Source organism: Microbulbifer litoralis, assembly GCF_023634065.1.
GTDB classification, from domain to species: domain Bacteria; phylum Pseudomonadota; class Gammaproteobacteria; order Pseudomonadales; family Cellvibrionaceae; genus Microbulbifer; species Microbulbifer litoralis.
Map to the genome: position 1 here is coordinate 36,721 of NZ_JALKCV010000014.1, position 14,274 is coordinate 50,994.

Annotated in this window: 11 protein-coding genes; 5 read left to right on the top strand and 6 right to left on the bottom strand. The window is 61.2% G+C overall.

The features are described 5' to 3' along the window. Positions 1-23: 23 nt before the first annotated feature. Positions 24-2,828 (top strand): glycoside hydrolase family 9 protein, encoded by a 2,805-nt coding sequence (locus MWN76_RS17265; protein WP_250463695.1) that lies wholly within the window; start codon positions 24-26, stop codon positions 2,826-2,828. Positions 2,829-3,119: 291 nt separating this feature from the next. After that, entirely contained in the window at positions 3,120-4,508 is a 1,389-nt protein-coding gene (locus tag MWN76_RS17270) for a cellulase family glycosylhydrolase (protein WP_250463697.1), read from the top strand. A gap of 100 nt (positions 4,509-4,608) precedes the next feature. Here the strand turns inward: MWN76_RS17270 and MWN76_RS17275 are convergent, their stop codons facing one another. Both MWN76_RS17275 and MWN76_RS17280 read right to left on the bottom strand, forming a co-directional pair. Next, positions 4,609-5,262 (bottom strand): tyrosine-type recombinase/integrase, encoded by a 654-nt coding sequence (locus MWN76_RS17275; protein ID WP_250463699.1) that lies wholly within the window; start codon positions 5,260-5,262, stop codon positions 4,609-4,611. After that, complete coding sequence (locus MWN76_RS17280; RefSeq protein ID WP_250463701.1) at positions 5,241-5,639, bottom strand: phage integrase N-terminal SAM-like domain-containing protein; 399 nt, start codon at positions 5,637-5,639, stop codon at positions 5,241-5,243. The genes MWN76_RS17275 and MWN76_RS17280 overlap by 22 nt, the downstream gene beginning before the upstream one ends. Positions 5,640-6,934: 1,295 nt before the next feature. On the opposite strand from MWN76_RS17280, the gene MWN76_RS17285 reads away from it, so the two are divergent. The 3 genes from MWN76_RS17285 to MWN76_RS17295 all read left to right on the top strand — a co-directional run bounded on the left by MWN76_RS17285 (position 6,935) and on the right by MWN76_RS17295 (position 9,006). Continuing rightward, the gene (locus tag MWN76_RS17285; protein ID WP_250463702.1) at positions 6,935-7,204 is read left to right on the top strand and encodes a hypothetical protein; all 270 of its coding nucleotides are present in this window, start codon (positions 6,935-6,937) and stop codon (positions 7,202-7,204) included. A gap of 54 nt (positions 7,205-7,258) precedes the next feature. Further along, the gene (locus MWN76_RS17290) at positions 7,259-7,897 is read left to right on the top strand and encodes a glutathione S-transferase family protein (RefSeq protein WP_250463704.1); all 639 of its coding nucleotides are present in this window, start codon (positions 7,259-7,261) and stop codon (positions 7,895-7,897) included. Positions 7,898-8,136: 239 nt separating this feature from the next. Then, positions 8,137-9,006, top strand: coding sequence for a gliding motility protein GldB-related protein (locus tag MWN76_RS17295; RefSeq protein ID WP_250463707.1), 870 nt, complete (start codon positions 8,137-8,139; stop codon positions 9,004-9,006). A gap of 32 nt (positions 9,007-9,038) precedes the next feature. Here the strand turns inward: MWN76_RS17295 and MWN76_RS21215 are convergent, their stop codons facing one another. From MWN76_RS21215 to MWN76_RS17315, 4 genes are all read right to left on the bottom strand, one after another. Then, on the bottom strand, positions 9,039-9,824 hold the full coding sequence (locus MWN76_RS21215; RefSeq protein WP_250463711.1) for a CLCA_X family protein: 786 nt from the start codon (positions 9,822-9,824) through the stop codon (positions 9,039-9,041). A gap of 106 nt (positions 9,825-9,930) precedes the next feature. Further along, positions 9,931-11,961 carry an ATP-dependent DNA helicase gene (locus tag MWN76_RS17305; RefSeq protein ID WP_250463714.1) on the bottom strand — a complete coding sequence of 677 codons (2,031 nt, stop codon included), beginning with the start codon at positions 11,959-11,961 and terminating at the stop codon, positions 9,931-9,933. A 102-nt stretch (positions 11,962-12,063) separates the two neighbouring features. Continuing rightward, a complete protein-coding gene (locus tag MWN76_RS17310; protein ID WP_250463717.1) occupies positions 12,064-12,522 on the bottom strand; it encodes a hypothetical protein in 459 nt (152 codons plus the stop codon). After that, entirely contained in the window at positions 12,519-14,222 is a 1,704-nt protein-coding gene (locus tag MWN76_RS17315; RefSeq protein WP_250463720.1) for a VRR-NUC domain-containing protein, read from the bottom strand. The genes MWN76_RS17310 and MWN76_RS17315 overlap by 4 nt, the downstream gene beginning before the upstream one ends. Positions 14,223-14,274 lie beyond the last annotated feature (52 nt).

A 14,274-nucleotide genomic window follows, 5' to 3' on the forward strand; every position in this document is an offset into this window, starting at 1 on the left:
GAGGCTTCTGTATGAAACGATTGATGAGAGTTTGCTATCCACTTTGCGCGCTGGCGGCCGGCGTGGCCGCGGCTGCCCAGGCGCAGGTCGCGCCCAACTACGGCGAGGCGCTGCAGAAATCGATTTATTTTTACGAGGCGCAACAGTCCGGTCCCATCCCCGCCTGGAACCGGAACGAGTGGCGCGGCGATTCCGGTATGGGCGACGGCGCCGACAACAACGTCGACCTGACCGGCGGCTGGTACGATGCCGGCGACCACGTCAAATTCGGTTTCCCGATGGCGGCCAGTGCCACCATGTTGGCCTGGGGCGCGGTGGAAAACCGCGCCGCCTACGAGCAGACCGGCCAGCTTGAACACCTGCAGAACAACCTGCGCTTCGTCGCCGACTATTTCGTCAAGGCGCACACGGCACCGAACGAACTCTGGGGCCAGGTAGGCGCGGGCAACGCCGACCACGCCTGGTGGGGTTCGGCGGAAGTCATGCAGATGGCGCGGCCCTCCTACAAGGTCGACGCCAGCTGCCCGGGTTCCGACCTGGCCGGTGAAACCGCCGCGGCGCTGGCCGCGATCTCCATGGTGTTCGAATCCACCGACCCGACCTACGCCGCCGAGCTGCTGACCCACGCGGAACAGCTCTACAGCTTTGCCGACAACTACCGCGGCGTTTACACCGACTGCATCACCGATGCCTCCTCCTTTTACAATTCATGGAGTGGCTACAACGACGAACTGGTGTGGGGGGCCGGCTGGCTGTACCGCGCCACCGGCGACAGCAGCTACCTGGACAAGGCCGTTACCTACTATGAGGACCTGAGCAACGAGCAGCAGCAACCGGTGAAATCCTATGGCTGGACCCACGCCTGGGACGACAAGAGCTACGGCAGTTATGTGCTGATGGCACAGATTACCGGCGATGCCCAGTACCGCGCCGATGCCGAGCGCTGGCTGGATTTCTGGACCACCGGTTACGACGGCAACCGGGTCACCTACACGCCCGGCGGCCTGGCCCACCTGGACCAGTGGGGCGCGGCCCGCTACACGGCCAACACTTCCTTTATCGCGCTGGTGTATTCGGACTTCCTGCAAGCCGAAGACCCGGGCAATGCGCGGGCGCAGACCTACTACGACTTCGCCGTCGGCCAGATGGAATACCTGCTGGGCGACAACCCGATGAATATGAGTTACCAGATCGGTTACGGCAGTGTCTTCCCGCTTTCCCCGCACCACCGCACCGCGCACGGCTCCTGGAACGACAGCCTGCAGGAACCGGTGGAAAACCGGCACACACTGGTCGGCGCACTCGTGGGTGGCCCGGATACCAACGACAATTTCGAAAACGACCGCGGCGACTATGTGCTGAACGAAGTGGCCACCGATTACAACGCCGGCTTTACCGGCGCGCTGGCGCGCCTGTGGCAGGACTTCGGCGGCGACCCGATTCCGGAAGCCCAGTTCCCGGCCCCGGAAACCCGCGACCTGGAATTCTTTGTCGATGCAAAGCTGAACTCCAGCGGCCCTCGCCACACGGAAATCAGCGCGCGCCCGCACAACCGCAGCGCCTGGCCGGCGCGGCTCACCGACGACCTGAGCCTGCGCTACTGGATCGATATCTCCGAACTGGTGGACGCCGGTTACAGCGCCGACGACCTGATTCTCTCCAGCGCTTATAGCCAGGGCAGTGGCTATACCGGCCCCTTCGCCTGGGGCGATCCGTCGGACAACCTCTACTATGTGGAAGTCGCCTTCGACGGCGTGGACATCTATCCGGGCGGCCAGTCGGAATCCAAGAAGGAAGCGCAGTTCCGCATCGCCGTGCCCGAGGGCGCGCCCTGGGAGCCCGGCAACGACCCATCCTGGGACGACTACGGCAGCAGCCGCGAACAGGCGCCACTGATCGCGCTGTACGACGGCGGCGAACTGATCTGGGGGCAGGAACCCGGCGGCGGCTGCGGCGGCGATACCGGTGTCAACTGCGCCCCCAGCGCCGACGGCCAGAGCCTGTCCACGCCCTACGAAACCTCGCTGGCGATCAACCTGAGCGGCAGCGATAGCGACGGCAGCATTACCGGCTACAGCATCGAGAGTGGCCCCGCCGACGGCAGCCTCAGCGGCAGCGGCGCCAGTCGCCTGTACACACCGGACAGCGGTTTCTTCGGCACCGACAGTTTCACCTTTACCGTTACTGACGACGCCGGCGCGACCTCCGGTGCGGCCACGGTATCCATCGACGTGGAGGCGCCGCTGGTGCCCGCGGTGAATATCGCCAGCCCGGGCGACGGCGACCGCTTTGCACTGGGCAGCGATATTCCGGTGCAGTACAGCCTGCAGAATGCCGAAGGGGTCAATCTCTACCTGGATGGCAGCCAGGTGGACAGCGGCACCGGCTCCGGAACCCTGACGGTGCCGGCACCGGCGGCAGTCGGTCTCTATCAACTGGATATCGTCGCCACCGAGGACGGTGCGGAACTCTCCGCCAGCGACAGAGTGACGGTGGAAGTCTACGAGCCGGTCGCCGGGGAAGTGAGCTGCAGTCTCGGCAACAACGATGTCTGGAACAGCGGCTTCGTGCTGAACGGCGTGACCGTCACCAACGAGAGCGACACGGCCATCGAGGGCTGGCAGGTAACGCTGACCTTCGACCAGCCGGTGGAACTCGTCAACGGCTGGAATGCCAACCTCGATATTTCTGCAGACGGCCTTACCGTCACCGCCAGCAATATCGAGTGGAATGGCAACCTGCAGCCCGGGGGCAGCGCCTCCTTCGGCTTCCAGGGCGGCCACGGCGGCGACTTCCAGCCACCGGTGTGCAGCGCCAGCGTTAACTGATGGAGAGAGCGGGCGGCATTGCCGCCCGTTTCTTTTTCACTCCAGTTTCGGAATTCGAGGACTCGTTGGCGGCACAAGCCGGGGCAGGGTGCGCCCTTCTGGGACTGTCTGCGAGAGGGACCTCGCGGACAAGCCCCCATGGATGGGTCTACGGCGTGTCCCAGAAGGGCGCATCCTGTGCCGGCTCCCGCAAATGAACTCCGAAACTTGAGTTGTTCATTAAACGATTTTCAATAAACCATTCCATTTTCTACCGGGTTGTTTTCCGGTTCCCGATACGGAATCACCGCGATGAAAAACCTGATCAAAGAAAAGCTACATAAATGCAGCCGCTCGCTCGGCATTACCACAATATTATTGCTGGCACTGTCCGGCAACGTCGCCCTGGCAGTGGAACCGCTGACGGTCAACGGCAACCGTATTCTCGCCGGCGGCGAAGTCCGCAGCCTGGCCGGGCCCAGTTTTTTCTGGAGTAATACCGGCTGGGGCGCCGAGCGTTTCTACAATGCCAGCGCAGTGAGCTGGGTCAAGAGCGACTGGAACGCGACCCTGGTGCGCGCCTCCCTGGGTGTGGACGGGGAGGGCGGCTACCTGGAGGACCCGGCGGGCAACAAGAGCCGGGTCACCGCGCTGGTGGATGCGGCCATCGCCAATGACCTGTACGTGATCATCGACTGGCACTCCCACCACGCCGAGGACCACACCGCCCAGGCGGTCGCCTTTTTCGAGGAGATGGCGCAGACCTACGGCCACCACGACAACGTCATCTACGAGATCTACAACGAACCGCTGCAGATTTCCTGGAGCGGCGTGATCAAGCCGTATGCGGAAACGGTGATCTCCGCCATTCGCGCCATCGACCCGGACAACCTGATCGTGGTCGGCACACCCAGCTGGTCGCAGGATGTGGATGCGGCTTCCTGGGATCCGATCCAGGGCCATGCCAATATCGCCTACACACTGCATTTCTACGCCGGCACCCATACCCAGTACCTGCGGGACAAGGCGCAGACCGCGCTGAACAACGGTATCGCGCTCTTCGTTACCGAGTGGGGCGCAGTCAATGCCGACGGTGACGGCGCAGTGGCACACGGCGAGACCCAGACCTGGATGAACTTCCTCGAGGCCAATCACATCAGCCACGCCAACTGGGCGTTGAATGACAAGGAGGAGGGCGCCTCGGCACTGGTACCGGGCGCCAGCGCCACCGGCGGCTGGGGCCAGAGCCAGCTCACCGAATCCGGCCGGCTGGTGCGGGATATCGTGCGCGGCTGGGACGGAGGATCTTCTTCCAGCTCTAGCTCGTCGAGCTCCAGCAGCTCCAGTTCGTCGTCCAGCTCCTCATCCAGCTCTTCATCCAGCTCGGGCGGCGGCGGTGGCCTGAGCTGCGACCCCGGTACTGCCGACGTGTGGAGCGATGGGTTTGTACTGAACAATGTCAGCGTCAGCAACGGCGGCAATTCGGATGTCGACGGCTGGCAGGTCTCGCTGCAATTCCCGCAGCCGATTCAACTGGGCAACGGCTGGAACGGAAATTTCAGCCTGTCCGGTGATGGGAGGACCCTGACGGTTACCAATATCGGCTGGAACGGCTATCTGCAGCCGGGCCAGTCCACCTCGTTCGGCTTGCAGGGAAGCTACGGTGGCAATTTTCTGATGCCGGAATGTATCGTTGACTAAAACAAGCACGGGCGGCGCGAACCGCCCTGTTTTCAAAAAACGGCCCTGCAACGGAAATATCTGGGAAGCGGCCACGGCCGCGATCCTCCACACAACCACCTCAAGCAGCCAGGGAATAAATTGCCGCGGATTCCGAAACCCCCGGGAACAGCCAGTCCAGCGGACTCTGCACATCCCTGCTGTTGCGATCGACCAGATAAGTATAGATTTCCGTGGTGCCAATATCCGCATGCCCCAGCAGTTGTTGCACGGTCCGCAGGTCATAGCCGGCCTCCAGTAGATGCGTGGCAAAACTGTGGCGGAAAGCGCGCGCCTGCGCCGGCTTGTCGACCCCCGCTGCCTGTACCGCATGGCGAATCTGCTTCGTCAGGGCCGTCGAATGTGTATGATACCGACGCAGATCCCCGGACTCCGAATCCGCACTGAGCCGGCTCGCCGGAAACAGGTACTGCCAGGCCAGTGAGCGCGACAACCGGGAAGGACTGTGCTCGGATGATTTGGGCAGCAGGACTGTACCGTGGCCGTCAGCGAGGTCCTGTGAATGTATCAGGCGGACCAGGCCGACCTGCCGCCGCAGCGCCGGAATCAGCACCTTCGGCAGCGGGGTAGTGCGATCCCTGTCGCTCCTGTGATCGCGCACCAGGATATTGCCACTGTCAAAGTCCAGGTCCCCGACCCGCAGTGACAACAGTTCCACGCCGCGCAGCCCACTGCCGTACAGCAGCTCCACCATCAACCGATAATCGCTGTGCAACTGCGCCAGGATGCCCGCACCTCGTCGCGGCTGTAGACCACCGGCAACTGCCGCTGACGCTCCGCCGGGGAGTACTGCAGATCGGAAATATCCCTGTCCAGAAAGCGACGATACAGGTACACCAGTGCATTCAACGCGATCCGCAGCGTATTGGCCGAGCAGTGGCGCTCCACCGCCAGGTGATCCAGGAATGTCTCTACTTCGCGAGAGCCAAGCTCCTCCGGGTGACGGAGCCCATGGAAATGGATAAATCGCTTTATCCAGTGGACATACGTCTGCCCGGTACGGTCAGCCAGTCCGGCCTCGCGAATATGCTGCTGAAGCTGCAGAATAAACGGCCCGGATTCCTGTAACAGGGCGTGGTCAATATCGCCCATAAGTGCCTCCTGAATACTGTTTTTATATACAGTCTATGCGTCAATTGCTGGCTGTCAACAGCCGAGATCAGAAGCGGGAGGCTTCTATCTACAGAAAAAAAGCGTAAGTTATTGACTTATAAGGACATCACTATAGGATCAAAAGCGAAGAGAGAGATAATGCGACAAGCTGCTTCGCCTTGCAGTTCTGTATAAAAGATGACCGTGCCCTCTATGTTTATGATTTTAAAGATTTTTTATCGTTTCGGGTCAGATGCTTTCTGCAGATAGAAGTAAAGTGATATAAAGCGGTGGCTTTTGAATTGCTAGTGGGCCGCTTGTAAAGTTCGGTAACAAAGAAGCCCAGCCAAATCGTTCAGATCAAGGCGAGAAAGCGCAGGAATAGCAGCGTTATTTCAAGCTTTCTCAACGCAGAGCTGGGCGATTTGGCGAAGTGAACTGTTACCTAACTTTGCGAGCAGCCCACTAGTTGTCTCAAAATTGTTTTGACCAAGACCCGCCCTTTTGAGCCGTCATCCCGGACTCGATCCGGGATCCAGCGAGTGTGCCCTGACGATCTGGATTCCGGATCGAGTCCGGAATGACGATCGGATCGGGGGAATGCAGGAAACGTCCGTTATTAAAGGAATCTGAGCAGCTGTTAATACAATTATGAGCTCTTAATAACTGTTAAATATCTATGAAAACAGAATACTTTGCATACATTGCCGTAACCGTGTTGATAGGGTTTAACCTTTACGCATGCTTTCGCTGCATTCGCTCGGAATATGCAAGTAGGGAGCAGAAAGCGATCCAATGTATTTTGGTTTGGGTTTTTCCCGTTGCGGGCGCGATCACAGTAGCCCAATTCGCTAGTCCTATTGAGAACAGCGAAGGCTACAGGGGGCCTGATTCTTCCGCTGCGCAAGATCTCTATCCTGGGATCGGAAGCAGTGATACTGGTGGCGGAGACTAGTGCCGAGATCAACATTTAACCATACAAGCGCAGGCACAGGGAAAATTTTTCCGCTGCGCTACAAATTTTCCCGTACTGCGGGCGTTATGCAGTGAAAGCATCGTGATTTTATGAGATGTTTGGATATATAGTTTTAGCAATTTTAATTTGTGCTGCAGTGGTCTTGCTTCCGTACTTCGTTACCAAAATGACTGAGTCAGAGAGAAAGGATTCGCAGTTTCGTGATCTTTTCTGGCGTGAGGCAGGGTGGCGAGGCCGTCGGATAGTTTGCTCCTTGGGCTGTTTCTGGCCTCTGTTCATTATTTCAGGTCTGCCACCGAACGCAAAAAGCATTTTGATAATGGCCTTGATCATTGGTTATTGCTTTTACGAGCACTTAAAGCTCTACAGGGGTGTCAAAATTTTTGATCAAAAAATGATAGAGATTTTGTCAGCTTTGGTTTCAGCCAATATTGTTATTCAGCTATTAAACAGGTTTGAGGTTATCGGTATGTTCGCACTGGTATTTATATCTGGCCTGTTTGGTCTTTTTTGGGGATGGCTTGTTAACTACAAGCGATCAAAGCAGCTTATTCGTAGTCAACCGGTACCGGAAGGTGAGGTTACATAACTCGATAGTGAAGGATACCCCTTTACCCCATAAATGATAGGAATGGAGAGCGAAATGACGGAGTTAATCCTGACTACATTCGACTGGGTCCCGGAATTACCCCGAGGCTACGTACGCGACATCCGCATTCGTTGGGCGCTGGAAGAAGCCGGTTTGCCCTATCGGGTTGAAAGCGTGCCGTTTGGCGACCGGAATGAAGCGCATTTCTCGAAGCAGCCTTTCGGCCAGGTACCGTGGCTGACGGATGGGGGTATCTCCATTTTCGAAAGCGGTGCGATTCTGCTTCATCTCGGTGAGCGCAGTGAGGTACTGATGCCGACCGATTCCCTTAAGCGCAGTGAGGTTATTGAATGGCTGTTCGCGGCGCTTAATTCGGTTGAGGCGGCGAGCCTGCCCTGGTCAATATTCCAGTTCTCTGGCGATAGCAGTGAAACGCCAGGCAGGAAGCATCTGGACGATTTTCTCGAGGCCAGGCTGGGACACATGGAAGCGGTGTTATCGGGGCGGGAATGGCTGGCCGGGACTTTCTCGGTGGCCGACATACTGATGGCCGATGTGTTGCGTCTCGTCGACAGATTCGACGGGCTGGCAGGACACCCGGCCTGTCGTGACTATATGGCGCGCGCTGTGACTCGCCCGGCCTTTGAGAAGGCGTACTCTGACCAGATGGCGCATTTCGCGGCGGCAGATTAGGCGAGGTCGGTTTCGCGCTGTAGTTCTGGGAAAGAAGCGACTGAGCGGGTTTTTCCCGGTTAAAGGATGGGGTTTCCCGGGCGTGATTGTGTCCTGTATGGTTAGGGTATAAAAACCAGGTTTTCGGAGGTCCGGTGCCGATGTGGCGGAATAATATTGGGAGTATGGGAACTGGCAACTCCTTGTATCGAGCTGCCCTGGTCAGTGCATTATCGATCGTGATCTGGTCGGGGGCAGCCGTGGGCAGTACAGCCTCCACAGGGGCAGTGCAGCCTGTTATCAATACCACTGATGTATCACTGTTCTATAAGATCTATGACGCCGCAGAGGGGCATCCAACCGCGGAGCAGCTGCAAACGGACTATATCGAGGCCGGTTCGGAAGGGCTCCAGGTATTCTCGCGGTTGAGAAATATTACCGGGGCCCGGATTGCCGGAACGATCGATAAGAAGCCCGGTATCTATGCAGACGCCCGGCGCTGCGCAAAGGTTTTGCCCCAGGTTCGCAGCAGGCTGGCAGGTGCGCTCGAGCGGCTGGCTGCGGCTTATCCCGAGGCGCGTTTCCCCCCGGTTACCATCGCGGTGGGCCGCGGGCGCCCGGTGGGCGTCGGCGGGCCGGAGGACGGCGTTCAGATCGGGCTCGAGGCCCTGTGTGCAACGGACTTTCTCAACGCGGACGTGGAAGACCGGTTCGTCTATGTCATTACTCATGAGTTTGTTCATGTACAGCAGGCGCAGGAGTTTGTCGATCAGGAGGCGCCCACTGTGCTCGAGGTGTCCCTGCAGGAGGGAGCCGCTGAGTTTGTCACGGAGCTGATTGCCGGCGGTGTTGCCTATTCGCATTTGCAGAGTGCCACTGCGGGTAGGGAGCTGGAAATCGAGACGGCTTTTGCAGTGGATAAAGACAAGACCGATCTGTCCGATTGGGTTTACAACGCCACGAAAGACAATCCCGGTGATCTCGGCTACTGGGTCGGCTACCGCATCGTGAAATCCTATTACCGGAATGCTGGGGACAAGGATAAGGCCCTGCGCGAGATACTGGAGATGACCGATGCGCAGGCCTTTCTGGATAACAGTGGCTGGAGCCCCGGTGTCAGCCTCCGGTAACTCCGGGTTCTTGCCGACGGCGGATCAATACTTTATGCCGATTGGCCCGGGTTCCTTTGCAAGGCTTTGCCCAGACAGGAAAAGTACTCTGCAAACGCGGCATTGATTCTCCGCCGGTGTCCACCGTCCGGGTAGAGACCGAGCCGGGCCTCTTCGGTGGCTTTTGTTCCCGCGACAAGAAAGTTGTTGCTGATCGCCGAATCCTGCACGAAGGCCTCGAACGCCCGCGCACAGAGCTCCACCGGCTCGCTATAGTAGACGCTGCCATTTTTCCTGTCGCATTCAATTGACGCGCGCACCAGGTCACTGGGGTTTTCGCCGCTCTCGTCCAGCATGATGTTCCTGAAGCAGTGAAACAGGCGGTCGTTGAGCGGGTGCGGGATCGGCGTGGCGTCGCGCAGCCAGGCTTCCGAGGCGTAGATGCCGCGGCCGGTATCACTGAACGCCTTGTCGGCGAGGTAGTGGTCCAGGGCGTGGAACCATTCGTGCGCGATGGAGCCGGGGCCGGCGTTCTTGGCCAGCGAAAAGCTCCTGGCCGAGGGATCGTAGAAAGCGGATACCCCGGGGCGCCCGCCGATGCCGTACTGGAAAGACAGGGTCTGGCGCAGGGAAACCAACAGTTCCGGGCCCTGGAGTATCCACATCAGGTCGGTGAGGGCATCGTAGAAGAGCCCGGCGGCCCGGTCGCGCTCCTCCCGGGTTACCCAGCGGCCGACGCTGATGGAGCGGAAACCAAACTGCCTCCTGATATCGACGAAGGTGACCGGCTGCTGGACTTGCCGGGCGGGGCCGCGGCGGTAGAATTTTCGGGTAAGCACTGTGACCGGGATGTTGGGGACGTCTGGATTTGGACTGTATGTTAATACAGCCTTTTTAGTCGCTGCAAATTGGTGGCTCCAGGTCCACAGGCGGTTGAAGACGCTTTCAAACGGTTTCTACTGCCTGCCAGAAGCTGGACAGCCCGTCTGACAGCGCCTCGCCGCCGCTACAGGTGCGGGGCTGCCAGTGTTCCGGATACAGGTTTCGGTAAAACGGCCCGGCGAAACGGCAGTCCGCCAGGATCAGCACACCGCGATCGGATTCGCTGCGGATCACGCGCCCGGCGGTCTGCAGCACCCGGGTTGCGCCCGGGTAGCGATAGGTGAAATCGAAGCCGTTGACAGACAGGGCCGGTGAATGGCTCGCATCGGCATCGTAAGCCTGGCGCAACAGTTCCTGCTCTGCGTTGACCTGCGGTAACCCCGTACCCACCACGATCGTGCCCACCAGCCGTTCGCCGGTGTAGTCCACACCCTCGCCGAACACACCACCCATAATGGCAAACCCCAGTGTCTGCCGGCCCTCGTCGAAGTGTTGCAGGAAGGCGGTGCGCTGGCTGTCGCTGGCACCGGGCTGCTGCTGTACCAGCTCGATTTGCGGAAACCGCTCGGCAAAACGCTCGGCCACCTGCTGCAGAAAGCGGTAGGACGGAAAGAACACCAGGTAATTGCCGGGGCGGCTCCGATAGACCCGGGCCACCATATCCACCAGTGCGTCAATGGCCCTGTGTCGTGCGCGGTAGCGGGTGTCCACGTAGGGGCAGAGAAAAACCCCCAGCTGTTCCGGCCGGAAAGGCGACGGCAGGGCCAGGTAGGCGGAATCCGGTTGCAGCCCGAGCTGGTCGCGGATATAGGCCGCCGGGCGCAGGGTGGCGGAAAAGGCAATCACGGCATGGAATTGCCGGTAACACTGCTGCAGGTAGCCGGCCGCGTTCAGGCACAGCAATTTCAGCGTCTGTTCCCGCCAGCGGTTTTGCCGCTCCTCCGCGCGGGTCAGGCAGCGGTGCCGGTCCGTCAGCAACTGTTCGATGCAGAGGTAGCGGTGGAGCGCTTTCAGCCAGTCGCCCAAGGCCTCGGGTGGTGCCTGGGACTGTTCCCACAGCTGGTTGACCAGCGCCATGACTTTGTGGGCTGCGCGAGTGACGGCCGCCGGCTGGCTTTCGGTTTCGGCCGGGGAGGTGACCCAGAGTTCGGTGTCCCCGTTGTCCGCTGCGGTTTTGTCCTGTCGTTGCTGTTCGACCCATTTGTCCAGCGCCCGCACCAGGGACTGGATGCTCCGGCGCAGTGTCGGGTGTGAACCTTTGCAGGCCGCCGCCGCGCGGCGGCTGTCGCTGCGTGTCAGGATGGCGCTGTACATCGAGCGGGCGCGGTCGCCGAGATTGTGGGCCTCGTCCACCAGCAGTGCCCGGCGCCGGCTCTGGTCCTGTAATGTGTTGAGGCGGACCAGAGGATCGAATACATAATTGAAATCGCATACCACTAGGTCGACCCAGGGCAGCATCTGCAGCGACAGTTCGAAAGGACACAGTTGCCAATGGTCCGCGGTCCGGGCCACCGTCTCCGGTGTCAGCAGCGGTTCGCCCAGCAGTTGTTGCCGCGCATCCGGCAGGCGGTCGAAAAAGCCGCGGGTGCGGGGGCAGATACCGTCGGCATCGCGGCTGCACAGGCCGAGGCTGCAGGCGCAGGTTTTGTCGCGCGCGCGGATTTCCAGCAGCGACAGCGCGAGGCCCTCTCGATGCAGGCGCGCCGCGGTTTCCCGCACGACGTCACGGCCGGAATTTTTCGCGGTCAGGTAGACGAGTTGATCCAGTTGCTCTTCTCCCAGCGCCTTGATGGCCGGGAACAGGGTGCTGGCGGTTTTGCCGATGCCGGTGGGCGCCTCCACCACCAGCTCGCCGCCGTCGCGCAGGCAGCGGTACGCGGCCACGGCCAGCTGGCGCTGGCCGGCGCGGTAATCGGGAAACGGAAATGCCAGTGCGCGCGCGGTGCTGCGCATCCGCTCGCGGTGCCGGTGCCAGCGCCGGTACCACTGGACATAGGTTGTCACCGCAGAGCCGGCGAAAGTTTCCAGTTCGCGCCAGTCGAACTCGCGCAACTCCGGGTAGGTCTTGTTCTCTTTCAGGTTGTGCCACAGCATCTGCAGCGCGATGCGCTCGCCTTCGGCATCGGACCCTTTCGATTCCGCCCGCTGCTGTAGCAGGTAGCAGAAACCGTAGATTTTCAGCTGGGCCCAGTGCCGTTAGCGCGCCGAATTCGGCAACTGTGCGGGCGGGCAGTAGGTGGTCTTGATCTCGTCCAGTTGCACCGGGCGGTGCAGGTCGGTCTGCGGGTGCAGGATATCCACGCGCCCGTTCAGCACCAGTGCCTGGCCGTTGCACTGCCAGGGCACCTGCAACCGGTATTCGGCTTCGCTGCCCGGCGGGCGCTGTTTCTGCAGTTTCTGGTGCGCGCGGATGCCCTCCTGGGCCGTGGGGCCGCCGGCGCGCTCACCGACCAGGTCGCCGCTGCGGCAGGCGAAAGCCACCAGTTCCCGCACTGGCAGTTGCAGCGGCGGGGTGTCGGCGGCCGGCGTTGATGCTGCCGGGTCGGTGTCTGTGGTCCCGGCGCTGTTCGCGGCCGTTTTGTTCCCGCTTACGGCTGTCTTGTCCCCGCTCATGGCGGTTTCATCCCCGCTCATGGCTGTTTCATCCCCGCTCATGGCTGCTGCCACTCCACGTGCAGCACCCGGTGGGGGATCCGGTGTCTGTCGAAGAAGGCCAGCCAGCGCAGCTGGTTTTGCTGCAGGCGGTCGCCGGGTCCTTTCACTTCCACCAGTTCGTAATCGCCTTGCCCCGGAAACAGGATCAGATCCGGCAGGCCGCTGCGGTGGTGGGCGATATCGACCAGCAGGCGTTGGAACAGGGCCCGCCAGTGTGCGGCGGGAATGCGCTCCAGGGCGAGTTCCAGCAGCGGCTCCGGCAGCGCCTCCCAGGCCACCAGCGGGTTGGCGATCCCCCATTTCTCGCGGTAGTGCCGCCAGACCCGCCGCGACAGGCGGTCGCCATCCAGTTCGGCCAGTCGCTGTTGGAACGCCGCGCGGCGCTGCGGGTAGAAGTCATCGGTGCGAAAGTCGATGGGCGCAACCTGGAACGGATTGAAGAAGGCGCCGGGCACCGGTGCGAACAGGATATCCCAGATGTACAGGCCCAATACGCCGTTGAACAGGCAGTTCTCGACGTAGAAACACTGGTCTGCGGGTTTTCCGTTGTGCGCTTCTGTCTCTCGCCGTTCCCGTTTTTCCTGTTCCATCTCCAGGTAGGCGGCTGCCAGCCGTTCCACCCGCTCTGGCGCCGGTGGCAGGGAGACTGTCTGTGTGGGAGGGCGGGGCCGCGCCGGTGCAGTCCAGCCCGGCAGGCGCCGCTCGCGTTTGGCGGTGCGGTAGCCGAAGCTCTCGGCGAAAACCCGCTCGGCCTCGTTGTATGGGGCCTGCAGGATTTCGCGGCACAGGGCCAGGCCGCTGTCGATATCGCCGCGCTTGACGGCGATCCGCGCGCGGCGCTCGCGGGCCGGTGGCCGTGTGCAGTGGCGGTACAGGTGGTCGGCGGCTTCCGGTGCATCCAGCCGTTCCAGTTGCCGCGCCAGTGTCAGGCGCAGGCGGTCGAGGCGCCGGTGCAGGGTGGCGTCGCCGTCGATGCCGGCGGGCAGTTGCCCGGCCAATGCCAGTATTTCTTCCGGGCCCGCTTCCAGTGCACTGTCCAGTTGCTCCAGGCAGTGGTAGTAGCGCAGGTGCTGGTCGATCTGCTCGCGGCTCTGGAACGGCAGGTGCCGCCGCTCCAGCGGATAGCTTTCGTAGCGGTACAGGCCCAGGTCGCGCAGGACATAGTCGGTCAGGTCCTGGCGCAGGTTGCCGAAAAAGCACAGCTTGAACGTCTCGAAGTGCTCGGCCGCCCGGACCGCCAGCAGGGGCTCACCGCTCAGCAGGACGGCGGGATCCGCTTCCCGCTCCAGCAGGGCCAGCTCCAGCGCCGGGCGCTTTAGCGCTTTGGACAGAGGCACGGGGCTGGCGGCCAGCAGTTCCGCTTTGCTGAACAGGGGCAGGTATTCGGCCAGCGGCAGTGCGGGATTGTGCTGCAGCAGGCCGGCCCCATGCAGCCGCTCCGCCGCCAGCGGCAGGTCCGCGATCTCGGCGTAGGCCAGCTTGCGCAGCCGGAACAGGGCGCCGGCGGAAGAGGGCACCCCCTTGCGCGACAGCAGCCGCACATACAGCCGCTGGCTGTCGGCGTCCAGTGCACAGAAGCTCTGGTAGAACTGTTTTTCTCCGTCCGACATCAGCGGCTCGTAGCGCGCCACCACAAATTCCACCAGGGCGCGGAAGTTGGTCAGGTAATAGTCTGGAGCCAGTTCGACGGGGTCGGCCATGGAATGCAGTGGGTTTGTTCGTGGGCAGGGAGTTGTCCAGTGAAAGTTTCTC

Excerpts from the sequence above, each read along its gene's own strand:
- MWN76_RS17310 (WP_250463717.1), bottom strand. The coding sequence starts at position 12,522 with ATGAGCGGGGATGAAACAGCCATGAGCGGGGATGAAACCGCCATGAGC.
- MWN76_RS17305 (WP_250463714.1), bottom strand. The coding sequence starts at position 11,961 with ATGCTGTGGCACAACCTGAAAGAGAACAAGACCTACCCGGAGTTGCGC.
- MWN76_RS17280 (WP_250463701.1), bottom strand. The coding sequence starts at position 5,639 with ATGGGCGATATTGACCACGCCCTGTTACAGGAATCCGGGCCGTTTATT.
- MWN76_RS17290 (WP_250463704.1), top strand. The coding sequence starts at position 7,259 with ATGACGGAGTTAATCCTGACTACATTCGACTGGGTCCCGGAATTACCC.
- MWN76_RS17265 (WP_250463695.1), top strand. The coding sequence starts at position 24 with ATGAGAGTTTGCTATCCACTTTGCGCGCTGGCGGCCGGCGTGGCCGCG.
- MWN76_RS17285 (WP_250463702.1), top strand. The coding sequence starts at position 6,935 with ATGGCCTTGATCATTGGTTATTGCTTTTACGAGCACTTAAAGCTCTAC.
- MWN76_RS17270 (WP_250463697.1), top strand. The coding sequence starts at position 3,120 with ATGAAAAACCTGATCAAAGAAAAGCTACATAAATGCAGCCGCTCGCTC.
- MWN76_RS17315 (WP_250463720.1), bottom strand. The coding sequence starts at position 14,222 with ATGGCCGACCCCGTCGAACTGGCTCCAGACTATTACCTGACCAACTTC.